The sequence below is a fragment of the Tessaracoccus sp. SD287 genome, from assembly GCF_017355265.1.
GTDB lineage: Bacteria > Actinomycetota > Actinomycetes > Propionibacteriales > Propionibacteriaceae > Aestuariimicrobium.
This window is the reverse complement of sequence record NZ_JADIJQ010000034.1, coordinates 1-20,892: the sequence shown is the minus strand read 5'-3', so window position 1 is coordinate 20,892 and position 20,892 is coordinate 1. Positions and strand designations below refer to the sequence as shown.

The 20,892-nt window shown below is 68.6% G+C and carries 21 protein-coding genes and 1 pseudogene; 12 read left to right on the top strand and 10 right to left on the bottom strand.

Annotation, left to right across the window (positions count from 1 at the left end; genetic code table 11):
- Nucleotides 1–52 precede the first annotated feature (52 nt).
- The 3 genes from IPV09_RS12025 to IPV09_RS14315 all read left to right on the top strand — a co-directional run bounded on the left by IPV09_RS12025 (nt 53) and on the right by IPV09_RS14315 (nt 2,813).
- Nucleotides 53–1,771 carry an ABC-F family ATP-binding cassette domain-containing protein gene (locus IPV09_RS12025; RefSeq protein WP_207475498.1) on the top strand — a complete coding sequence of 573 codons (1,719 nt, stop codon included), beginning with the start codon at nt 53–55 and terminating at the stop codon, nt 1,769–1,771.
- Entirely contained in the window at nt 1,768–2,223 is a 456-nt protein-coding gene (locus IPV09_RS12020) for a YchJ family protein (protein WP_370590310.1), read from the top strand. The genes IPV09_RS12025 and IPV09_RS12020 overlap by 4 nt, the downstream gene beginning before the upstream one ends.
- A gap of 71 nt (nt 2,224–2,294) precedes the next feature.
- Nucleotides 2,295–2,813, top strand: coding sequence for a hypothetical protein (locus IPV09_RS14315; RefSeq protein WP_242681562.1), 519 nt, complete (start codon nt 2,295–2,297; stop codon nt 2,811–2,813).
- Between the two features lie 20 nt (nt 2,814–2,833).
- Here IPV09_RS14315 and IPV09_RS14700 read toward each other — a convergent pair.
- From IPV09_RS14700 to IPV09_RS11990, 6 genes and pseudogenes are all read right to left on the bottom strand, one after another.
- Nucleotides 2,834–3,103, bottom strand: a pseudogene (locus IPV09_RS14700) (M23 family metallopeptidase); the annotation flags it as partial.
- Between the two features lie 521 nt (nt 3,104–3,624).
- Nucleotides 3,625–4,329 carry a DUF6882 domain-containing protein gene (locus IPV09_RS12010; RefSeq protein WP_207475496.1) on the bottom strand — a complete coding sequence of 235 codons (705 nt, stop codon included), beginning with the start codon at nt 4,327–4,329 and terminating at the stop codon, nt 3,625–3,627.
- 4 nt (nt 4,330–4,333) lie between these two features.
- Nucleotides 4,334–6,415 (bottom strand): NAD(+) synthase, encoded by a 2,082-nt coding sequence (locus tag IPV09_RS12005; protein ID WP_207475495.1) that lies wholly within the window; start codon nt 6,413–6,415, stop codon nt 4,334–4,336.
- Between the two features lie 34 nt (nt 6,416–6,449).
- Nucleotides 6,450–6,776 carry a hypothetical protein gene (locus IPV09_RS12000; RefSeq protein ID WP_207475494.1) on the bottom strand — a complete coding sequence of 109 codons (327 nt, stop codon included), beginning with the start codon at nt 6,774–6,776 and terminating at the stop codon, nt 6,450–6,452.
- A complete protein-coding gene (locus IPV09_RS11995; RefSeq protein ID WP_207475493.1) occupies nt 6,776–7,249 on the bottom strand; it encodes a (deoxy)nucleoside triphosphate pyrophosphohydrolase in 474 nt (157 codons plus the stop codon). The genes IPV09_RS12000 and IPV09_RS11995 overlap by 1 nt, the downstream gene beginning before the upstream one ends.
- A gap of 49 nt (nt 7,250–7,298) precedes the next feature.
- Entirely contained in the window at nt 7,299–8,183 is an 885-nt protein-coding gene (locus IPV09_RS11990; protein ID WP_207475492.1) for an aldo/keto reductase, read from the bottom strand.
- Nucleotides 8,184–8,240: 57 nt separating this feature from the next.
- Here IPV09_RS11990 and IPV09_RS11985 point away from each other — a divergent pair, with 57 nt between their 5' ends.
- From IPV09_RS11985 to IPV09_RS11970, 4 genes are all read left to right on the top strand, one after another.
- Nucleotides 8,241–8,753 (top strand): DUF6328 family protein, encoded by a 513-nt coding sequence (locus tag IPV09_RS11985; protein WP_207475491.1) that lies wholly within the window; start codon nt 8,241–8,243, stop codon nt 8,751–8,753.
- A gap of 68 nt (nt 8,754–8,821) precedes the next feature.
- Nucleotides 8,822–9,934 carry a hypothetical protein gene (locus IPV09_RS11980; protein ID WP_207475490.1) on the top strand — a complete coding sequence of 371 codons (1,113 nt, stop codon included), beginning with the start codon at nt 8,822–8,824 and terminating at the stop codon, nt 9,932–9,934.
- The gene (locus IPV09_RS11975) at nt 9,931–10,860 is read left to right on the top strand and encodes an ABC transporter ATP-binding protein (protein WP_370590309.1); all 930 of its coding nucleotides are present in this window, start codon (nt 9,931–9,933) and stop codon (nt 10,858–10,860) included. Before IPV09_RS11980 ends, IPV09_RS11975 begins: the two co-directional genes overlap by 4 nt.
- Nucleotides 10,850–11,737 (top strand): ABC transporter permease, encoded by an 888-nt coding sequence (locus IPV09_RS11970; RefSeq protein ID WP_207475489.1) that lies wholly within the window; start codon nt 10,850–10,852, stop codon nt 11,735–11,737. The genes IPV09_RS11975 and IPV09_RS11970 overlap by 11 nt, the downstream gene beginning before the upstream one ends.
- 86 nt (nt 11,738–11,823) lie before the next feature.
- Here the strand turns inward: IPV09_RS11970 and lpdA are convergent, their stop codons facing one another.
- Nucleotides 11,824–13,224, bottom strand: a complete 1,401-nt coding sequence (gene lpdA / locus IPV09_RS11965; protein ID WP_207475488.1) for a dihydrolipoyl dehydrogenase — start codon at nt 13,222–13,224, stop codon at nt 11,824–11,826.
- A gap of 148 nt (nt 13,225–13,372) precedes the next feature.
- Here lpdA and IPV09_RS11960 point away from each other — a divergent pair, with 148 nt between their 5' ends.
- Nucleotides 13,373–14,902 (top strand): UDP-N-acetylglucosamine 1-carboxyvinyltransferase, encoded by a 1,530-nt coding sequence (locus tag IPV09_RS11960; RefSeq protein ID WP_207475487.1) that lies wholly within the window; start codon nt 13,373–13,375, stop codon nt 14,900–14,902.
- Nucleotides 14,903–15,048: 146 nt separating this feature from the next.
- Here the strand turns inward: IPV09_RS11960 and pdxY are convergent, their stop codons facing one another.
- A complete protein-coding gene (gene pdxY / locus IPV09_RS11955) occupies nt 15,049–15,897 on the bottom strand; it encodes a pyridoxal kinase PdxY (RefSeq protein WP_207475486.1) in 849 nt (282 codons plus the stop codon).
- A gap of 56 nt (nt 15,898–15,953) precedes the next feature.
- On the opposite strand from pdxY, the gene IPV09_RS11950 reads away from it, so the two are divergent.
- Together IPV09_RS11950 and IPV09_RS11945 are read left to right on the top strand one after the other, a co-directional pair.
- Nucleotides 15,954–16,730, top strand: coding sequence for a glycerophosphodiester phosphodiesterase (locus tag IPV09_RS11950; RefSeq protein ID WP_207475485.1), 777 nt, complete (start codon nt 15,954–15,956; stop codon nt 16,728–16,730).
- A 57-nt stretch (nt 16,731–16,787) separates the two neighbouring features.
- Nucleotides 16,788–17,123, top strand: coding sequence for an RNA polymerase-binding protein RbpA (locus IPV09_RS11945; RefSeq protein WP_207475484.1), 336 nt, complete (start codon nt 16,788–16,790; stop codon nt 17,121–17,123).
- Nucleotides 17,124–17,142: 19 nt separating this feature from the next.
- Here IPV09_RS11945 and IPV09_RS11940 read toward each other — a convergent pair whose 3' ends face one another.
- A complete protein-coding gene (locus IPV09_RS11940) occupies nt 17,143–17,670 on the bottom strand; it encodes an FxsA family protein (protein WP_207475483.1) in 528 nt (175 codons plus the stop codon).
- Between the two features lie 38 nt (nt 17,671–17,708).
- The gene (lnt, locus tag IPV09_RS11935; protein WP_207475482.1) at nt 17,709–19,310 is read right to left on the bottom strand and encodes an apolipoprotein N-acyltransferase; all 1,602 of its coding nucleotides are present in this window, start codon (nt 19,308–19,310) and stop codon (nt 17,709–17,711) included.
- Nucleotides 19,311–19,345: 35 nt separating this feature from the next.
- Between lnt and IPV09_RS11930 the strand changes: the two genes are divergently transcribed.
- Nucleotides 19,346–20,317, top strand: coding sequence for a 5'-3' exonuclease H3TH domain-containing protein (locus IPV09_RS11930; protein ID WP_370590308.1), 972 nt, complete (start codon nt 19,346–19,348; stop codon nt 20,315–20,317).
- Nucleotides 20,318–20,534: 217 nt separating this feature from the next.
- Nucleotides 20,535–20,892 (top strand): DUF222 domain-containing protein (locus IPV09_RS11925; protein WP_207475481.1); only part of this gene is annotated, 358 nt, incomplete at its 3' end.

Below are 20,892 nucleotides of genomic sequence, written 5' to 3'. Positions count from 1 at the left end.
TGCCTGCGCGTGAGCCCTGCCCGCGCAGCGTCGTCGTCTGCCGAGGTCTTCCATGGTCACCACCCACTCCCCCGCCGCCCTGGCGGCCGGCGCCCACCTGCGCGTCACCGGCATCAGCAAGTCCTATCCCGACCGGCGGGTAATCACCGACGTCTCGTTCGCCGTCTCCCAGGGCCAACGGATCGCACTGATCGGCGAGAACGGCGCGGGAAAGTCGACCCTGCTGCGGCTGGCCGCCGGCGTCGAGGTGCCTGACGCGGGTGAGGTCCAGGCGCCCGGACGCGTCGGCCTGCTGTGGCAGCAGCGCCCGTTCCGGGAACTGGCAAGCATCGCCGAGGTCTGCCGCGAGGCACTGGCCGTCCCGTGGGCGATCCTGCGGGAGTTCGAGGATGCCACCGCGGGACTGGCCGCCGCACCCGGTGACCTGGCGGCCGAGGCGCGCTACGAGCAGGCGTTGGAGGACGCCACGCGGGCCGAGGTCTGGAGCCTGGAGCAGCGCGTCGCCCTCGTGCTCGACGGCGTGGGACTCGGCCAGCTTCCGGCACACCGGTTCGTCGGTGAGCTGTCGGGTGGCCAACAAGCGCGGTTGGCGTTGGCCTGGCTGCTGCTGTCGCGACCTGACACGTTGTTGCTGGACGAGCCCACCAACCATCTGGACGACCACGGCAGTGCTTTCCTGGCCGCCACGCTCGCCTCGTGGCGCGGTCCGGTGCTGATGGCCAGCCACGACCGTGCGTTCCTGGACGAGGTCGCCACCGGCATCATCGACCTCGACCCTGCGCCGCTGCCCCATGCGCTGGTCCATGACGTGGCCACCGACGGCCCCACCAGCGCCATTGGCGTCACCGCCTGGACCGGAGGATTCAGCGACTACCTGGCGGCTCGCCGTGACGCGCAGCACCGCTGGCTTCGTCAGTACCGCGACGAGCAGGACGAACTCGGGCGGCTCGAACGGCAGGTGAAGGACAACCATCAGGTGGGACATCCCGGGGCGGCGCCGCGCAGCGAGGCGCGGGCCGCCAAGAAGTTCTACGCCGACCGCAATGCCACCGTGGTCTCGCGGCGGGTCAACGATGCCCGCGGCCGGTACGAGGACTTGCGCCGAACCCAGGTGCGCAAACCACCCGGACGGCTGGAGTTCGCCGGGCTGGACGTGGCCCTACGCGATGCCCATACCGTTCCCCCGGTGGTCGCCGTCGCCAGCCAGGTCGAGGTCCATGGACGACTGGCACCGACATCCTTGGCCATCGGCAGGTCCCAGAGGTGGCTGGTCACCGGAGCCAACGGCAGCGGCAAGTCGACGCTGCTGGCGCTGCTGGACGGTTCGCTGACGCCCACGTCTGGCACCCTCACGGTGCCGCGCCAGGTCACCGTGGGCAGGCTCGCCCAGGAGGTCCACCTCAACCAGCACGCCGTGGTGGGCGCCCTCTACGAGCAGTCAGTGGGCGTTGATCGGGCCGAGCGGGCACCGCTGACGTCCTTCGGCCTGGTGCACCCTCGCGACGTGGACCGCCGGGTCGGGTCGCTGAGCGTGGGCCAACAACGTCGACTCGCCCTGGCCATGGTGCTGGCCCATCCCCCGGACCTGCTCCTGCTGGACGAACCCACCAACCACTTCTCCCTGGCACTGGCCAGCGACCTGGAGGACTCCTTGGCCGACTACCCCGGCGCGATCGTCGTCGCCAGCCACGACCGATGGCTGCGGCGTCGTTGGGCGTGGGACCACCTTGACCTGACCGCGGTCGTGGGGTCCGGCACAATCGAGGGGTGACCTCAGACGCCTTCTCCTCCGCCATCGCCAACAACCCGATCGACCTGCCCGACGACGAACCGTGCCCCTGTGGCACCGGGGACACCTACGGAGCCTGCTGTGGGCGATTCATCACCGGCGGTCAGTTCCCGACCACGGCCGAGCAGTGCATGCGGTCGCGCTACACCGCCTACGTGCTGCGCCACGGCGACCACCTGTTCCGCACCTGGCACCCGCGTACCCGCCCTGACCAGATCGACCTCGAGAACGTGACCTGGACGGGATTGTCCATCAACCGAACTCTCCATGGTGAGGAACACGACACCACCGGGCAGGTGGATTTCACCGCGCACTGGCTGCTCGAGGACGGCCACCAGGCCGACCTGCACGAGGTCAGTACGTTCGAGAAGCGCGGCCGCCGCTGGTTCTACGTCGAGGGCGACCACCACTTCCACGGTGTCGGCGGGAAGTAGCCCCACCCGCTCAGGGCGTCGCCGACTGGCTCGGGCTGAGGGTCTCCTGCCCAGTCGCCGACGGGGTCTGGGTGCCCTGGTCGGTGCTCGCGGGCGGCGTGCTGGACGGCGGCGGGGACACAGGTGACGTCGTCGAACTCTGGCAGGGCACCGGCGAGGTCGGCCCCGGGCTCAGCAGCGTCGGAGCGCTGGGGACGACGCACGGCGTCGTGGACGTGCTGGGGCTCGGTGGCTGCGATGCGCTCACCGAGGGGGACGGGGTCAGCGGCGAGGACGGTGACGGACTGACCGAGGGCGACGGACTCACCGAAGGCGAGGGACTCACCGACGGCGACGGACTCACCGACGGCGACGGACTCACCGACGGCGACGGACTCACCGACGGCGACGCGCTCACCGACGGCGACGCGCTCACCGAAGGCGACGCGCTCACCGAGGGCGACGGACTCACCGACGGCGACGGACTCACCGACGGCGACGTCGTGCCCAGCGGGACGGGCTGCATGTGCTTGATGTCGACGATCACCGCGCGGCCGTTGAGCCACGGCATCGGATCGGTGAACGAGCCGTCGGCGATCACCTCGAAGTGAAGGTGGCAGCCCGTCGAGTACCCCGTGTTGCCCACCAGTCCCACGCCGTCGCCGGTGGTCACCTGCTGGCCGGGCCGCACGCCCACCACCGAGAGGTGATTGTAGGTGGTGCGAATGTGGTGGCCGCCGAGTCGGCCGTGGTCAATGACGACCTGGATTCCGTAGCCACCGGCCCACCCCGCCGAGACGACGGTCCCCGGTGCCGACGCGCCCACCGGGGTGCCGCACCCCACCCCGAAGTCGGTGCCGGTGTGCAACTTGTACACCCGCAGGATGGGGTGCAGACGCATGCCGAAGGTCGAGGTGACCGGGCCCTGCACGGGCATCGACAGCAACTGTCCCTGGGCCAGGATGACCCGCTTGACGACGGCCACCGTGACCTCGCCCGGGTCGTTGAGGACGGCCGTGTCCTCGCCGGGCGCCTGTTCGTCGGGCGGGGCACTGGTGCTCAACGTCCACGAGTCGTCCGCGGTCGATGCGGTCCCCGCGTCCTGTCCCCATTGGAGGGTGAACTCGTCGTCCAGTTCACCGGTGTCCTGGCGCAGGAAGGGCAGTGACCGGGTCGTGTGCTCACTGCGGGTGATGGTGGGTCGGGTTTCCGCGGGAACCGCTTCGGACACCGACGCACCGGGGACACCCGCCGACACCAGCCCCACGAGCAGCGCTCCAGTGGCGAGGAAGGATGTGACGGCGACTCGAGCCGCCCTGCCTGCCGCCATCTGCTCCCCCAGCCAATCGCGCGAACGCTTGTCATTCTGCCCCTGATCGGCTCAACTATCCATGACTACGCGGTGCTTCTTTGGCGTGGTGACTACCCGATGATGCTGGGAACGCCCCGCTCGTCGAATCCGACGGTGATCGAGCCATCCGGCAGGGCAATCTGCAGCGACCCGAAGCCCTCGGTCCACTGGTAGCCCAGCCCACGTCCCTGCGCGTAGCCCTGCACCGCGCGGCGGCCATCGGTGACCAGCCCCGTCCCGGTGGAACTGGTGATCAGGTCGGGCAGGGTGGTGACGCTGGGCACCGGCGGCATGAAGTTTGCCGGGTCCAGCAGCAGCACGACCTGGGCACCGCCGCCCGGCACCAGGTGGGCAGTGGGCATGCCCGTGATGCGGCAGGCGGTCGCCGCCAGGGCAATCGCGTGCATCGCGGGGTTGCTCGACTCCGGCAGCGGATGGCGTGCCTCCGCGAAGGTCGCGATGCCCTGTCCCTGGCCGAAGTCCCGCACCCGGGAACTCATCACCGAGATCGGCTTGTCGGCATAGTCGTCCAGCCCCCACGCCCACTCGGCCACCGCCGGTTCGGCCTTGACGATGGCGGCGACGTGCATGGTGACGACGACCTCGGGGCGTTTGACCAGGCGCGGCAAAAAGGTGATCTGGCGGCGGTCGAGGTCGACCTTCACCTGCTCGCTGCCACCGTCGATCTCGCGGTTGATGAAATCAGCAAAGGCGCGGTGGTTCTCGAGGAACAGCAGGATCGAGTCGTCCAGAACATTGTCAAAGGTCAGGCTCACGACTTCACCCTACGTCCGCGCGGTCATGAGGTGGGACGTCGCGGTCGAGCTCGGCGAGCCAGGCCGCGGCCGAGACGTCCGAGGGCATCCGCCAGTCACCCCGCGGGCTCAAGGCTCCCCCGGCCAGCACCTTGGGACCGTTCGGCAGGGCGGAGCGCTTGAACTGGTTGGTGAAGAAGCGTCGGTGGAAGACCTCCATCCAGTGCCGGATCGTGGCCAGGTCATAGGCGGTGCGCTCGTGGTCGGGGTAGCCGGCTGGCCACTGCCCCTGGTCGACGTCGTGCCAGGCATGCCAGGCCAAGAAGGCCGCCCGGCCGGGTCCACTGCCCAGCCGCAGCACCTGGTACAGGGTGAAGTCGTGCAGGGCGTAGGGGCCGATGGACTCCTCGGTCGACTGCGGCCGCTCCCCTGTCTGGGTGGGGACCAGTTCGGGGGTGATCTCGGTGCCCAGGATCGACAGCAGCAGTTCGTTGACGGACGACTCGAACAGTCCCTCGCTGACCACCCAGCGAATCAGGTGTTGCATCAACGTCTTCGGCACCCCGGAGTTCACCGTGTAGTGGCTCATCTGGTCGCCGACGCCGTAGGTGCACCACCCGAGCGCCAGTTCGGACAGGTCACCGGTGCCGATCACGATCCCATTGCGCTGGTTGGCGATGCGAAAGAGGTAGTCGTAGCGCAGTCCTGCCTGCACGTTCTCAAAGGTGATGTCGTAGACCGGTTCGCCTCGACCGAAGGGATGGCCCATGTCGATCAACATCTGCGTCGCGGCCCCACGGATGTCGAGTTCCTCAAAGCTCACCCCGAGCGCCTCGGACAGTGCCTGTGCGTTGGTCCTGGTGTGGGCGGTGGTGGCGAAGCCCGGCATGGTGACGGTCAGGATGTCGCTGCGGTCACGCCCCAGTCTGTCCATGGCGCGGGCACAGACGATCAGCGCATGCGTCGAGTCCAACCCGCCGGAGACGCCGATCACCGGCCGCGGCCCGTCCTGGCGGTCGCCGCCGATGGCGCGCAGCCGCTGCTCGAGTCCCGCGACCTGGATGCTGTAGGCCTCGTAGCAGTCCAGGGCCAGACGTGACGGGTCGTCGGGGACGAACGGAAAGCGGTCGACGTGGCGCCGCAGGCCAATGTCGTCCATCGGCGGGGCCAGGGTGAAACTGATGCGTCGGAACCGGCCCAGTCGCTGCGCGTGGGTGCGGCGGTTGTCGTCGAAGCTGCCCTGCCGGGCACGTTCGGCGGCAATGCGGCGGGTGTCCAGGTCGGCGACGGTGGCGACCGCGGTGGCGGCAAAGCGCTCCGACTCGCCCAGCAGGTCACCGAGTTCATAGATGAAGGTCTGGCCGTCCCAGGCCAGGTCGGTGGTGGATTCCCCCGCCCCGCCGGCGGCGTACAGGTAGGCGGTCAGGCAGCGCGCCGAGGTGGAGCGGCCGAGCAGCATCCGGTCCTCGGCCCGACCAATGGTGATCGGTGAGGCCGACAGGTTCACCACGACGGTGGCCCCGGCCAGGGCCAGTTCGGCGGCGGGGGTGATCGGCACCCACATGTCCTCGCAGATCTCGACGCCCAGCACGAAGTCGGGGTTGTCGCTCGCCTCGAAGAGCAGGTCGGAACCGAAGGGCACGTCCTGCTCGCCGATCCGGATGGTCTGCCCGACGACGTCGTCACCGGGGGCGAACCAGCGTCGTTCGTAGAACTCGCGGTAGTTCGGCAGGAACGACTTCGGGACGACGCCCAGGATGCTGCCGCGATGGATGACCACCGCGCAGTTGTAGACGCGGTGGCGCCACCTCAGCGGGGCGCCGACGACGACCACCGGGAGCCGCTCGGTGCTGGCTTCACGAATCGTCTCGATGCCGGCCAGGGTGGCATCCAGCAGTGGGTCGGCCAGCAGCAGGTCATCCAGGGAGTAGCCGCTCAGCGACAGCTCCGGGAAGGTGACCAGGCCGACCGCGTCATCAGCCAGCGCGTCCAGGGCGGTCAGCACATGGGCCGCGTTGAGTTCCGGTTGGGCCAGGACGATCGGTAGCGACGAGGCCGCTGCTCGGATGAAACCGTGGTGGTATGCGGAGCGGAAGTGGGCCGTCATGGGAATCATCGTGGCACACCGGCGAACGGGCGATTCAGATGATGATGACCAGCACGACGATCAGCAGGATCACGGCGATCGCGGCGGCGGCGGCGAGCAGTCCGGCCGTGTTCACGGCTTCGCCGCGGTCAAACCGCACCACGTCGCACTGTTCCCGATTGACCAGGACGGCGACGGTGTAGGGCGGCACCCGCGAGGACAGGGCGGCGGGGGCGGCGATCCAGCTGCGGTGCTCGTGGTCGCGGTGGCAGTGGTGGCGCACCTGGATCTCGATGACGGCATCGGGTTCAGGACCGTCGTTGGGGTCGGGGCGGATGTCCTCGACGTGGGCGCTACGTCGCAGCCATTCTGACTCGGCCATCACAATCCCCTGGCTGACGCGGGGCCGTGGAGCAGGTGGTGGGCGACCGTCTCGGCCAGGGCCACGTCGGCCGGCAGCCAGGCCAGTGCCGGCAGGTCCTGCGGGCCGACCCAGACCAGTTGGTCGTGGTCGCGGCCGGTGTGGGTCGCGACGTCGTCGCTCTGGCACCAGTAGGCGCGCATGGTCAGCTCCTCATTGATCGGCCAGTGGCCGTGGTCGGGGCCGACGACTTCGTCGCCCACGAGGGCGCGGATGCCGAGTTCCTCGTCCAGTTCCCGCACCAGCGCCTGCTGCGGTGTCTCATCCGGGGCGGCCTTGCCGCCGGGGAACTCCCAGCGGCCGGCGAGTGATTCGGGATAGCTGCGTCGGGCAGCCAGCACCCGACCCCTGGCGTCAACGACCACCCCGGCCACGACCAGGGTGGGGTCGGTGGCCGTGGCCCTCGGAATCACTCCCGGGCGCTGGTCAACCATGCAGATGCCTCATGTCCACCCACCCTAGTCGCGGCCACCGACACATCGCTCAGGCCAGCAGGCGCTCGCTGATGGACGCGACCTCGTCCGGGCTAAGCTGCAGGTGCATCGCCGCCGCCGAGTCGATGATGGACTGTGGCCGCGAGGCGCCCGGGATGACGATGACGTTGTCGCCCAGCGAGAGCTCCCAGGCCAGGGTGACCTGCTGTGGGCTCACCCCGTGGTTGCGTGCGACCTCGGCGATCTGGGGGAACTTCTCGCCCAGGTTCTTGGCGTAGCTGCCCTGGCCGAGCGGCGAGAACGGGACGAAGGCGATGCCGTGGTCGGCGCAGTAGCGCAGTTCGGGATAGGAGGTGTGGTTGAACCGGGGTGAGAACTCGTTCTGCACCGCCGCCAGTTCACCGTCTCCCAGCACCTCCACCGCCACGCTGATCTCTTCCACGTTGGCGTTCGAGATGCCGATCTGCTTGATCAGGCCCTCGGCCTTCAACCGCTGCAAGGCGCCCACCTGCTCGGCGTAGGTGCGGCTGCGGTCGGGACGGTGCAGGTAGAACAGGTCGAGTGCCTCGACCTGCAGGTTCACCAATGCCTTCTCGGCCCGATCACGCAGGTACTCGTACGACCCGTTGCGTCCCCAGCTCTCCCCCGGCCCCCGCTGGATGCCCCCCTTGGTCGCGACGACGATGTCATCACGGTGGCCACCCCATTGGTCGAGGGCGCGGGCAACCAGGGCCTCGTTGTGGCCCATCGTGTCCCAGGTGGGGGCGTAGATGTCGGCGGTGTCAATCATGGTGACCCCGGCCTCCAGGGCGGCATGGATCGTGCCGATCGCCTCGGCCTCATCGATCGGTCCGCCGTCGCGCAACGAGAGCGGCATGGCCCCCAGGCCGACGGAGGAGACCCTGAACTGGCCGAACTGGCGCGCTGAATTCATGGTCTGATCCTAGGGTTTCACGCGCCGGGCCGCCGCCGGGAGCAATATGCTCCCCGGATGACCCAACACGACGCCCAGGGCGCGCGCGACGCGCGCGGCGAGACGCCGGAGGAGCAGTACGACCGCAACTTCGGGGAACTGCTGCAGGAACTGCGGGTACTGCAGACCGGCATCCAGATCCTCGCCGGCTTCCTGCTGACCCTGCCGTTCCAGTCCCGCTTCGACCGGCTCTCGCAGCCGCAGACGGTGCTCTTCCTGGTGGCGGTCGTGCTGGCCGTACTGACGGTACTGCTGCTGGTGACGCCGGTCAGCGTGCACCGCGCCCTGTTCCACCAGAACCGCAAGCGACACATCGTGGACGCCGCCCATGTGATGGCGCGGGTGGGCCTCGGCACCCTGGGCCTGACCATGACGGCCGTCCTGGCGCTCGTCTTCAGCGTCGTGGTGAACACGACCTCAGCAGTCGTGACCGCGTCGGTGGCGGCCGTGGCATTCCTGGGCGCATGGTGGTTGCTGCCGATGTGGTGGCAACGCTCGCGCTCAACCACCGCCGATCGGTCCCCGGACTGACCGCACCGGCTGCCGAAATGGGCCGCCGGTCTGATGATCTTGTTGGCCAGCAGGCGCACAATGGAACCATGAGCACGCTTCAGCGTCACCCGCGTCTGCGTTGGCTGGTTCCCTCGGTCGCCCTCGCCCTGGTGTTCGGCATTCCTGCCGTCTCCCAGCGGGTCGCCTCCGCCGATCCCGGACTGCCGCCCCGCACCGCCGAACAACTCCTGACCGACCTGGCCAAGGCAAAGCCGGTGGCGATGTCCGGCACCGTCACCCAGACGATGAACCTGGGGCTGCCCACCCTGCCGCAGTTCGGTCCCGGTGGCGATGACCTGTCCCCCATGAGCCTGCTCACCGGCAACCACACCTGGCGGATCTGGACCAATGCATCCGACTCGGTGAAGGTCGCCAAGGTCAATGGTTCGGCCGAACTCTCGGTGATCCACAACCCCACCGAGACCTGGCTGTGGAACAGCCAGAGCCGCGAGGCCATTCAGAAGAAGCATGAGGCGGTCGGCGCGGACAAGAAGCCGGCGACGATGCCCACCACACCGGCCCCCGGTGAGATCGCCAAGGCGATCCTGGCTGAGCTGGACCCCACCACCGACGTCAGCACCGACGAGGCCACCACCGTCGCCGGTCGGCCCGCCTACCAGTTGGTGCTCACGCCGACCACCCCCGGCACCAGGATCGGCCAGGTCAAGCTGGCGATCGACGCGCAGAACTCGACACCGTTGCGGCTCATCGTGACTCCGCGGGGCACCACGACGGCCGCGGTCCAGGTGGCCTTCACCGCCGTGGACTTCACGGCGCCCCCGGCCAAGGTGTTCACCTTCACCCCGCCCGCGGGTGCCACCGTCAAGGACGCCGACCAGGTGGCCGCCGAGAAGCGGGCCACCGTGCCCGAGACCACGCCCACCACCAAGCCGGCAGGCAAGCCCACCGGCATGGATTCACAGGTGGTCGGGACGAGCTGGACCCAGGTGCGAGTGCTCACGGGTCTGGGCGACCTCACCGCTGCCGAGAACCAGGACCCGATGATCGCCGAACTGCTCGGTCAGTTCCCGACGGTCAAGGGCCAGTGGGGTGAGGGCAAACTGGTCAGCACCGCCCTGTTCAGCGCCGTGGTCACCACGGACGGACGGGTGGCCGTCGGCATGGTGGAACCCGCCCTGCTGTACGCGGCACTGAGGTGAGCCCGCTGGCGGTCAGCAGTACCGGGCTGACCAAGAGGTTTGGCAAGCAGACCGCCGTCGACGCCATCGACCTGGCCGTGCCGACCGGGGCCGTCTACGGCTTCCTCGGACCCAACGGCTCGGGCAAGACCACCACCATCCGGATGCTGCTCGGCCTGATCGCGCCCAGCGGTGGCACGGCCACCCTGCTGGGCCATGAGGTGCCCGGCCGGGTGCAGCAGGCGCTGCCCCGCGTCGGCGCCATGATCGAGGGTCCGGCGATGCACGGACACCTCAGCGGACTGGCCAACCTGAAACGGCTCGACGCCGCCGACCGCACCGCCAACCCGGCGACCCGAAAGCAGCGCATCGGCGAGTCCCTCGAGCGGGTGGGACTCCAGGCCGCCGCCAACAAGAAGTTCAAGGCCTACTCGATGGGCATGCGCCAGCGGCTCGGCATCGCCGCCGCACTGATGCAGCCCCACGACCTGCTGGTGCTGGACGAACCCACCAATGGCCTCGACCCGCAGGGCACCCGGGAGGTGCGCCACCTGGTCTCGTCGCTGGCCGAGGACGGCAGCACGGTGCTGGTCAGCAGCCACCTGCTGCACGAGGTCGAGCAGATGTGCAGCCACATCGGGGTGATGAGTCACGGACGCCTGGTCGCCCAGGACTCGCTGGCCGGGCTGAAGTCCAAGGCCGCCGGCCAACTGCTGCTGGAGACACCCGACCCCGAGGCGGCACGTCGCGTGCTGGTCGAGGCCGGACTGGCCGACGTGCACGCCGACGGACAGGAGGTGCGGGCCGACGCCACCGGCATCGTCAGCGAGGACGTGGTGGCGCGGTTGGTGCGCGCCGACGTGCGCGTCCGATCGTTCACGACCACCGGGCACCGCCTCGAGGACCTGTTCGTGGAACTCACCGGGGAGGGCTTCAATGTCGACTGACACCGCGACCGCCACCGACGTGTCGGCCGACCTTCCGGCAGACGCGGTGACCACCCCGTCGCCGCGGCCGAAGACCTACCCGGCAGCCTTCTGGCGGCTGCTGGGCTCCGAGATCGGCCTGATGCTCAGCAAGTGGCGCAACCGGATCGGGATGCTGGTGCTGGCCCTGGTGCCGGTGATGATCACCATCGGCATGCGCCAGGAGGGTGACATTGACATCGTCGCCGGGGTGACCAACGGACTGACGGTCCCGCTGCTGGCCCTCATCGCCGAGTCAGCCATGTTCCTGCCGCTGGCCCTGGCGATGCTGTCGGGGGACTCGATCGCCGGGGAGGCCAACCAGGGCACGTTGCGCTACCTGCTCTCGGTGCCGGTCGGACGGACGCGGCTGCTCCTGGTCAAGTACGCCTCGCTCATGATCGGTTCGGTCATCGGGGTGCTGATCGTGCTGGTGGTCGGTGGGGTCCTGGGCGTCGCCTTCTTCGGCGCCGGGCCCAGCGCCACCCTGTCGGGTGGCCGGATCAGCTTCGGCGAGACCCTCGCACGACTGCTGATGGCCGCGGCCTACATCTGCCTGACGCTGTGGGCGATCGCCGCGATCGGGCTGTTCCTGTCCACCCTGGTCGACCAGCCGATGGCGGTCACCGTGGGGGTGATGGTGATCGTGGTGCTGATGTGGATCGTCCTGACGGTGCCCCAGCTCGACTGGATGCACCCGTGGCTGCTGACCAACCGTCTGCAGTCGTTCACCGACGTGATGCGTGACCCGATCTACTGGACCGAGATGCGCACCGGCGCGCTGGTCGCACTCGGCTACATCGCGGTCTTCGGCACCGCCGCCTGGGCCCGGTTCACCAGCAAGGACATCACCAGCTGAGCCCGTCGTCCCGGACGACGACACAGGCGCAGCGAACCCGACCCTGTTGGGTCGGTTCACTGCGCCTGTGCGCTGAACCGTGCGGCTCAGAAGTGGATCATGTGGCCCGCGATGCCCTCCGCGGCCTCCTTCATCGCCTCCGACAGGGTCGGGTGTGCGTGCACGGCCCGACCGATCTCGTCGGTGGTGAGGTCGTACTGCTGGGCCAGCACCAGCTGCGGCAGCAGCTCGGTGACGTCGGGCCCGATCATCGAGGCGCCCAGGATCTCGTTGTACTTGGCGTCCACGACGATCTTCACGAAGCCGGTCGCATCGCCCAGGCCCCAGGCCTTGCCATTGGCCGAGAACGGGAACTTGGCGCTCTTGACGTCATAGCCCTTCTCCTTGGCCTGAGCCTCGGAGTAGCCGAAGCTGGCGATCTGGGGCTGGCAGTAGGTTGCCCGCGGGATCATGTCGAAGTTGATCGGCTCGGTCTCTTCACCAGCCAGGGTCTCGGCGGCGACGATGGCCATGGCCGAGGCGGTGTGCGCCAGCATCATCTTGCCGGTCACGTCGCCGATGGCGTAGACACCCTCGACGTTGGTGCGCATGTAGTCGTCGATGGCGATGGCGCCGCGCTCGGTGGTGGCCACCCCGGTGTTCTCCAGGCCGTAGCCGGTCAGGCGCGGGGCGAATCCGAGCGCCGAGAGCACCTTGGCCGCCTCGAGCACCTGGGAGTCGCCACCCTTGGCGGGGGCCACGGTGACCTTGACGCCGGACCCGGTGTCCTCGATGGTCTGGACGGCGGTGCTGGTGAGCACCTTGATCCCCAGCTTCTTGTAGGCCTTGGCCAACTCCGCCGAGACCTCGGCGTCCTCGGTGGGCACCATCCGGTCGGCGTACTCGACGATGGTGACATCGACCCCGTAGGAGTTCAGCACGTAGGCGAACTCGGTGCCGATCGCACCGGAGCCAGCGATGATGATCGATGCCGGCAGCTCCTCGGACAGGATCTGCTCCTCGTAGGTGGCCACGTTCGCCGAGATCTCGGTGCCGGGCAGCAGCTTGGAGGTGGCGCCGGTCGCAATGATGATGTTGTCGGCGGTGACTTCCTGGACCGAACCGTTGTCATCGGTGACATTGATCGACTTCGGGCCGCTGAACTCGCCCCAGCCGTTGATCTCGGTGATCTTGTTCTTCTTCATCAGGTAGTGGATGCCATTGATCATCCGCTGCGCGACCTCGCGACTGCGCGTGAAGGCCTTGCCGTAGCGGGGCGTCATCTGACCCTCGAGCCCGAACAGGTCGGCCTCCTTGGTCACGATGTGGGCGATCTCGGCATTGCGCAGCAGGCTCTTGGTCGGGATGCATCCCACGTTGAGGCACACACCGCCCCAGTACTTCTTCTCGATAATGGCGGTCTTCTTGCCGAGCTGCGCGGCACGGATGGCGGCCACGTACCCACCGGGACCAGCGCCCAGGACAACGACGTCGAAATGTGCACTCATGGGCGCAACTCTACTGGGAAACCTGTCGTGTCTCGCACCCCGGTCGCCTTGCGGCACGCGCCCCGCCGGGACCGCCCGACCGGGGCCGCCCGGCACCCCTTCGGCCACGTGCACCACGTTTATCTCGCATGTGAGTTAGACTCGTCGAATGACCGACACCACCGCCGTCAGCATTGGACGACTCATCCGCGACGCCCGCAAGCAGCGCGGGCTCACGCAGAAGCAGCTGGCCGATGTGCTCTCGACGTCCCAGAGCGCCATCACCCGCATCGAGGCAGGAGGCCAGAACTTGAGCCTTGACATGATCAATCGCATCGCCTCGGCGTTGGACAGCCCGCTGATCAGCACCGGCCTACCGACCACGGCGATGAACCTGCGGATCCAGGGGCAGGCCAAGCTCTCGGGGTCGATCGAGGTCCGCTCGTCCAAGAACGCCGCCGTGGCCCTGTTGTGCGCCGCCCTGATCAACAAGGGCACCACCCGCTTGGTGGGCATCGCCCGCATCGAAGAGGTCAACCGCATCCTGGAGGTGCTCGAGAGCATCGGCGTCACCCACCAGTGGACCGAGGACAAGTCGGTGCTGACGCTGACCCGTCCGCACCAGCTCGACCTGGCCTCCATGGACCTGGACGCCGCCCGCAAGACCCGCTCGGTGATCATGTTCCTGGGCCCACTGCTGCACTACTACCAGACCTTCCAGTTGCCCTACGCGGGCGGTTGCGACCTGGGCTCGCGCACCGTGGAGCCGCACCTGAACGCGCTGCGGGAGTTCGGGTTGGACGTCGTGGCGACCGAGGGGTTCTACAACGCCACCGTCGCGCCGGGCCACGACCGGACCCGCAAGATCGTGCTCACCGAGCGCGGGGACACCGTGACCGAGAACGCCCTGCTGGCTGCGGCCCAGAGCCCCGGCACCACCGTCATCCGCAACGCCTCGCCGAACTACATGGTGCAGGACCTGTGCATCTTCCTCACCCGCCTCGGCGTGGGCATTGACGGCATCGGCACCACCACGTTGACGGTGACCGGGGTCCAGGAAATCAACGTGGACGTCGAGTACCAGCCCTCCGAGGACCCGATCGAGGCGATGAGCCTGCTCACCGCCGCGATCGTCACCGACTCCGAGCTCACGGTCACCCGCTGCCCCATCGAGTTCCTCGAGATCGAGCTGGCGATCCTGGCCGAGATGGGTCTGAAGTACACCCTGTCCGAGGAGTACACCTCGGGCAACGGTTACACCCGGCTGGTCGACGTGCTGGTGCACCCCTCGAAGCTGGTGGCCCCCAAGGACAAGATCCACCCGATGCCCTTCCCCGGCCTCAACATCGACAACCTGCCGTTCTTCGCCGTCATCGCGGCCGCCGCCGAGGGTGAAACGCTGATCCATGACTGGGTCTACGAGAACCGGGCCATCCACCTGCTCGAACTGGGCAAGCTCGGCGCCAATGTGAAGCTGCTCGACCCGCATCGCCTCGAGGTCAAGGGCCCCACCCGGTGGCGCGGACGCGAATTGGTCTGCCCGCCGGCCCTGCGTCCGGCCGTCTGCCTGCTGCTGGCCGCGCTGGCCGCCCGCGGCGAGAGCGTGCTGCGAGACGTCTACATGATCAACCGCGGCTACGAGGACCTGCCCCGCCGTCTCAACGACCTGGGCGCCAACATCGAGGTCTTCTACGAGTGATCGCCTGAGTCACGTCGGCCTCCGGCCAGTTGCCCTGGCAACACCACGTCTGCCCCTGCTTCGAAGCAGGGGCAGACGTTTTTGTCACGGGCAAATGGCCATGCACCGGCCGGTGGCCCTGCGGTGGCAGGCACCGAACGAACGCTTCAGCGCAGCGCGGTGGCGTCCCAGCGGTTGGACGGGTTCACCAGTTCGTCCTGGGCGGTCACGATTGCCAGCTCCGAGGACCCCGACCGCTGGGTGGCGGCCAGGATGCCGTGGACCGAGTCCGCGGTCAGGGCCAGCACCTCGGCCAACGGCAGCCCGGACAGCAGGCGCGCCACGAACACCGCGGTGGTCAGGTCACCAGAGCCCACGAAGGCCTGGTCGATCAGCGGGGTCTCGACCTGCCAGGCACCGTGGTCGTTGACCGCGACCATGCGCATCACCGACTCCCCCTCGAAATGGGCCGAGGTCACCAGCACGGTGTGGGGACCCATTGCTCGCAACACCTCGACGGCGTCCAGCAGTTCGTCCATCGTGGCGATGCTGCGTCCGGTCAGGAACTCGACCTCGAACAGGTTCGGGGTGATCACGTCGGCGGCGGCGATCACGTGGTCGCGGAAGAACTCGGCAACCCCGGGGCGGGTGAAGAAGCCGCGTCCGACATCGCCCATCACCGGGTCACAGCAGTAGAGGGCATTCGGGTTGCGCTTCTTGGTCAGCGCGGCCGCCTCAAGGATGACCTCTCCGACCTCGGGGGCGCCGAGGTAGCCGGACAGCACGGCGTCGCAGTGGGCCAGCGCACCACGCTCGTCGATGCCGAGGACGACCTCACGGACGTCGGCGGGGGGAATCAACGGACCACGCCACGCCCCGTAGCCGGTGTGGTTGCTGAACATCACCGTGTACACCGGCCAGGTCTCGACACCCAACCGCTGCAGGGGGAAGACGGCCGAGGAGTTCCCGGCGTGTCCGTAGGCGACGGCTGATTGAATCGAGAGGATGCTGGTCACAAGGTGTGATTCTCGCACACCGCGGACGAGCCCAGCAGCGGTGACCGGGAGGGTTCATGAGAGCCGTTGACCATCAGTACTTCGACGCGTCGTTCGTCGCCATGGCCCATCGCGGTGGCGCCCTGCTGGCCACCAACATCGGACGCGAGAACACCCTGCAGGCCTTCAGGAATGCCGCCGACCTGGGCTTCCGCTACCTCGAGACAGACGTCCACGTCACCCGCGACGGTGCCCTGGTGGCCTTCCATGACGACTCCCTGGACAGGGTGAGCGACCGCACCGGTCGGATCGCCGACCTGCTCCTGTGCGAGGTGCGGCAGGCCCGGGTCGGCGGGGAGCCGATTCCCACTCTCGACGAGGTGTTCGCCGCCGTCGACTGCCGCATCAACATCGACCTCAAGGCGTCCGGCGCCGCGGCACCGTTGGCCCACGCCATCCGTCGTCACGGCGCCGAGGACCGGGTCTGCGTGGGCTCGTTCAATGAGGCACGGCTGCATCGCTTCCGGCGACTGGCCGGCCCGAAGGTGGCCACCGCCGTGGGCCGGGTGGGGGTGGGGGCCGCCATCGCGGCCACCCGGTACCGTGTCGGGCCGGCGCCGGGGGGTGCTGCCTTCCAGGTGCCGATCCGCACCACCATCGCCGGGCGCCAGGTGGAGGTGGTGACCCCGGCGTTCATCCGCCGCGCGCACGCCTGGGGCAAGGACGTCCACGTCTGGACGATCGACGACGAGCAGACGATGCATGAGCTGATCGACTGGGGCGTCGACGGTCTGATCAGCGACCGGATCGACGTGCTGAAGCAGGTCTGCCTGGCACGCGGCCTGTGGTCGTGACTTTCTGCCCCCGCGCTTGGTCAGGTCGCTACATTGAAGATGACCGGAGGAGGAACCATGGCAGACCGTGCATTGCGTGGGATGGGACTCGGATCCAAGAGCTTCGAGGACGAAGAGGGCATTGAGTTCGCTGGACGACAGCAACTCGGTTTTGAGTGCGAGCAGGGCCACCACTTCGAGCTGACGTTCTCGTCAGAGGCAGAACTGCCGTTGGAGTGGGAATGCCCGAGGTGCGGACGCAAGGCTCTGCGCTCGGACGGCACCGCGCCGGAGGAGAAGCAGACGAAGCCGCCGCGTACCCACTGGGATATGCTCATCGAGCGTCGTTCCATCCCTGATCTGGAAGACCTGCTGGCGGAGCGCCTCGAGTTGCGCCGCAACGATCAACTCTGAACCAGCCCAACCAACACACCTAGTCGATGATCCGCCCCTCCAGCGTGGGGGGCGGGTTGTCGTGCGCTTTCGGGGTGGTCGGGTCGGGGTCGACCACCTCACCCGGGATGACCACGCCACCGGCGAAACTTCTGCGCTGGGTGGTGTGCAGTCCGCTGACCACGCCGCGGGATGCGGCCCAGCGTTCAATGAGGCTGCGCGGCAGCGCGCGGGTCACGGGGATCAGGCAGAGCAGCGCCAGCACGTCGGAGACCAGACCGGGGAAGATCAGCAACGCTCCCCCGAGCATCACCAGCGTGCCGTCGGAGATCTCGCGGGTGGGAACCTCTCCCCTGCCGATCGTCTCCAGGGTGGCGCGCCAGGTGCGGCGACCCTCGCGGACGACCAGGGCCAGTCCGACGGCAGCGACGCCGAGCAGCAGCGCCACCGTCCACCCGACACCGAGCGCACCGCCGAGCTGGACGATCACCCAGATTTCCAGCAGCGGAACGGCGACCATCACCGCCAGGACCGCGATGGACGTCCAGCGGTGCTTCTCCTGGGTCATGCGGACTCCTGCCCTGTAGGTCGAGATGTCGCCCAATCCTACGCGGCCAGTTCAACCGCTCGGCGCGCCCGCACCGCCATTGCGAGGCCCGCGACCAGGGCGAGGGCACCGACGCCGGCTGCGATGCGCTCCCACCACGGCCCGACGGCCACGGCGGGGGTCGTCCCCTGCCGCAGCGGCACCAGGTAGGTGGCCGAGGCGGCCGTCGACTCGCGCGTCTTGTCGAGGACCCGTCCGTGGGGGTCGATGTGGCCGGAGAAGGAACTGGTGGTCGACACGACAATGTCGCGGCGCAGTTCCATGGCACGCACCCGGGTGATCTCGAACTGCTGGCGGGGCTGACCGGTGGCGGTGTAGGTGGCGTTGTTCGACTGCACCACCAGCAGCTGGGCGTCGTTGATGACGGTGTCGTAGACGGTGCGGTCCCAGGCCAACTCGAAGCAGATCACGTCGCCGATGCGCAGCCTGCCCTGGTTGAGCGGTACGTCGAGGACGCCCGGCTCGGTGCCGGGTACGGACTGGGCGCCGACCTGTTCGAGGATCGGCAGCAACGGCAGCAGTGCGTCGCGCATGGGGATGAACTCGCCGAAGGGCACCAGGTTGCGCTTGTCGTAGCGTCCGGTGAGGCCCTGGCTGGGGTGCCACCACAAACCGGTGGTCTGGCGCTCGTTCTCACCGGGGCCGCGCATCACCGAGCCGACAAAGATCGGCACCTCGGCGAACTTCACGGCATCCTCGACCAGTTGCCGGGTCTGCAGGTCGATGGTGGGGTCGATGTCGGTGGCGTTCTCGGGCCACAGCACGAACTCGGGCATGGGGGTCAGACCGACGCGGGCCTTGGCCATCAGCATGATCGTCTCGCTGAGGTGGTTGTTGGTGACCGAGCGGGCATAGCCCATGGCCTGCGAGCCGGCGGTGCCATCAACATTGCCCTGGACCATGCCGACGGCGATCTGGTCACCGGTGGCAGCGGTTGCGGGCCGCAGGCCGGCGATCGGCCCCAGCGCGGCGATGGCGACGATGAGCAGGGCCGGGACGGTCCCCCGGCGCAGTCGGCTGCGCACCCCGTCGCCGTCCAGCAGGCGTTCCATGCCCCATGCCAGCAGGACGCCGACCAGGGCGACCAGGTAGCTCACGCCCCCGACGCCGATCCACGGCAGGTAGCCGCCCAGGGGCATGTCGGCCGTGGTGAAGCCCAGCCGCATCCACCCGAACCCGCCGAAGGGGACCCTCGAGCTGAGGAACTCGGCCAGCGACCAGATCGCTGCGGTCAGCAGCGGCCAGCCGGGCAGGTGGCGCACGGCGGCGGTGCCCCATCCGATCAGGATGCCCCAGACGGCCATGAACAGGCACAGGGCGACCGCGACGTACCAGCCGAGGACTGAGACCCAGCCCACCAGCGACACGAACAGGCCGAGCCCCATCAGCCAGCCCCACCAGGCGCCGCGGCGCAGCGGGCGGGGGTGGTCGCCGACGCGGACGAGGCAGGTGAAGACGCCGATGCCGACCAGGGCCAGCGGCCACAGGCTGGTCGGGGCGAACGCCAGGGCGATCATCACGCCGGCGGCGACGGCACCCGATGGTCCGAGCAGTCGGGTGGTGCGGCTGCCGGTCACGGGGGCTCCTTCGATGGCGGTCATGCCTTGGCGCCACCCATGATGACATGATGCACAAGGTGACCAACTTGCCGCACCGCATGGTGTTCGACACCGCGACCATGTATTTCCGCTCGTTCTTCGGGCTGCCGTCGTCGCTGGTGGCCCCCGACGGCACCCAGGTCAATGCCGTCCGTGGCCTGCTCGACGGGCTGGCCAAGCTTGTCGACCAGTACCAGCCAGCCGAGATTGCCTGCGCCTGGGACAACGACTGGCGGCCGACCTGGCGGGTGCAGCTGGTGCCCTCGTACAAGACGCACCGCCTCGACCCGCATCGCCGGACCGACGTGGTCGGCGCCGCCGGCAAGGGTGCTGCCAGTGGCCAGGCCGAAGAGGCACCGGACGCGCTGGCCATCCAGGTGCCAATCATCCTGGACGTGCTGGACGCCTTCGGCATTCCGGTGGTGGGCGTGGACGACCACGAGGCTGACGACGTCCTCGGCTCGCTGGCCACGCAGTCGAGGATGCCGACCCTGGTGGTCACCGGCGACCGGGACCTGTTCCAGTTGGCCCATGGCACCACCGTGGTGGTCTACATCGGCAAAGGGATCGCGAAGCACGAGTTGGTCGACGAGGCCTGGCTGCGGGCCAAGTACGGCATCACCGCCGAGCAGTACGTCGACTTCTCGGTGCTGCGGGGCGACGCCTCCGACGGCCTGCCGGGGGTCAAGGGCATTGGTGAGAAGTCCGCCGCCCAGCTGGTGACGGTCTACGGTTCCTTGGACGGCATGGTGGCTGCGGCGTCGGACGCGGCCTCGGGCATGTCCAACGGTCTGCGGACAAAGCTGGCCGCCTCGGTCGACTACCTGGCCGCGGCCCGCGAGGTCGTCCAGGTGGTCACCGACCTGCCGGTGGCCGAGGTGGACCTGCGGACGTCGTCCATCAGGACCGACGAGGAGCGTCTGGACGGGTTGGCCGAGCGGTGGGGGCTCGAGTCGTCGATCAGGCGGCTGCGGGAGGCGCTGGCGAGCGCCGGGGTGGGTGCGGCGTAGTAGGCAGCCGCGCTGTCCGATCCTTTGTGGTGACTGTGATGCGTGCTCGTCGGCGCATCTCTGTGTGCCCTGCGCACCCGGAGCCAGCCGTCCGTTTCGCATGCTCGTGATGGTTCAGCTGTGCTTCCGCCATCCTGGCGGTTTGTGGGAGGAAAACCATTGAGAAAACCCCACTGGAACTCTTGCATTCCTTATTAGTACGTGTGTACGATAGAGCATGGACAGAGTCGACCGGTGGATCCACCGCACCGAACAGGCCGGACAACTCGCCGGCCAGCTCGCGCAGGTCCAGGCCGAACTCGTCACGCTGACCGCAGAACTGCTCGCCGATGGCGGCTGGGCCGGTGACGGGGTCCGCTCCCCGGCGCACTGGCTGCAGGTCTACACCGGCCTGTCGCCGGCCCAGGCCCAACAGCTGGTGCATGTGGCCGAGCGGGTCGAGGGTTTGGCGCCTGTGGTGGCGATGATGGGGCAGGGCCGGTTGACCCTGGACCAGGCCGCCCCGATCGCGGCGCACGTGCCCGACCATGCCGTCGCCGAAGTCGCCGACCTCGCCGAACGGGCCACCGTCACCC

Excerpts from the sequence above, each read along its gene's own strand:
- IPV09_RS12025 (WP_207475498.1), top strand. The coding sequence starts at position 53 with ATGGTCACCACCCACTCCCCCGCCGCCCTGGCGGCCGGCGCCCACCTG.
- IPV09_RS12005 (WP_207475495.1), bottom strand. The coding sequence starts at position 6,415 with ATGACGGCCCACTTCCGCTCCGCATACCACCACGGTTTCATCCGAGCA.
- IPV09_RS12000 (WP_207475494.1), bottom strand. The coding sequence starts at position 6,776 with ATGGCCGAGTCAGAATGGCTGCGACGTAGCGCCCACGTCGAGGACATC.
- IPV09_RS11995 (WP_207475493.1), bottom strand. The coding sequence starts at position 7,249 with ATGGTTGACCAGCGCCCGGGAGTGATTCCGAGGGCCACGGCCACCGAC.
- IPV09_RS11990 (WP_207475492.1), bottom strand. The coding sequence starts at position 8,183 with ATGAATTCAGCGCGCCAGTTCGGCCAGTTCAGGGTCTCCTCCGTCGGC.
- IPV09_RS11985 (WP_207475491.1), top strand. The coding sequence starts at position 8,241 with ATGACCCAACACGACGCCCAGGGCGCGCGCGACGCGCGCGGCGAGACG.
- IPV09_RS11980 (WP_207475490.1), top strand. The coding sequence starts at position 8,822 with ATGAGCACGCTTCAGCGTCACCCGCGTCTGCGTTGGCTGGTTCCCTCG.
- IPV09_RS11970 (WP_207475489.1), top strand. The coding sequence starts at position 10,850 with ATGTCGACTGACACCGCGACCGCCACCGACGTGTCGGCCGACCTTCCG.
- lpdA (WP_207475488.1), bottom strand. The coding sequence starts at position 13,224 with ATGAGTGCACATTTCGACGTCGTTGTCCTGGGCGCTGGTCCCGGTGGG.
- IPV09_RS11960 (WP_207475487.1), top strand. The coding sequence starts at position 13,373 with ATGACCGACACCACCGCCGTCAGCATTGGACGACTCATCCGCGACGCC.
- IPV09_RS11950 (WP_207475485.1), top strand. The coding sequence starts at position 15,954 with ATGAGAGCCGTTGACCATCAGTACTTCGACGCGTCGTTCGTCGCCATG.
- IPV09_RS11945 (WP_207475484.1), top strand. The coding sequence starts at position 16,788 with ATGGCAGACCGTGCATTGCGTGGGATGGGACTCGGATCCAAGAGCTTC.
- IPV09_RS11940 (WP_207475483.1), bottom strand. The coding sequence starts at position 17,670 with ATGACCCAGGAGAAGCACCGCTGGACGTCCATCGCGGTCCTGGCGGTG.
- lnt (WP_207475482.1), bottom strand. The coding sequence starts at position 19,310 with ATGACCGCCATCGAAGGAGCCCCCGTGACCGGCAGCCGCACCACCCGA.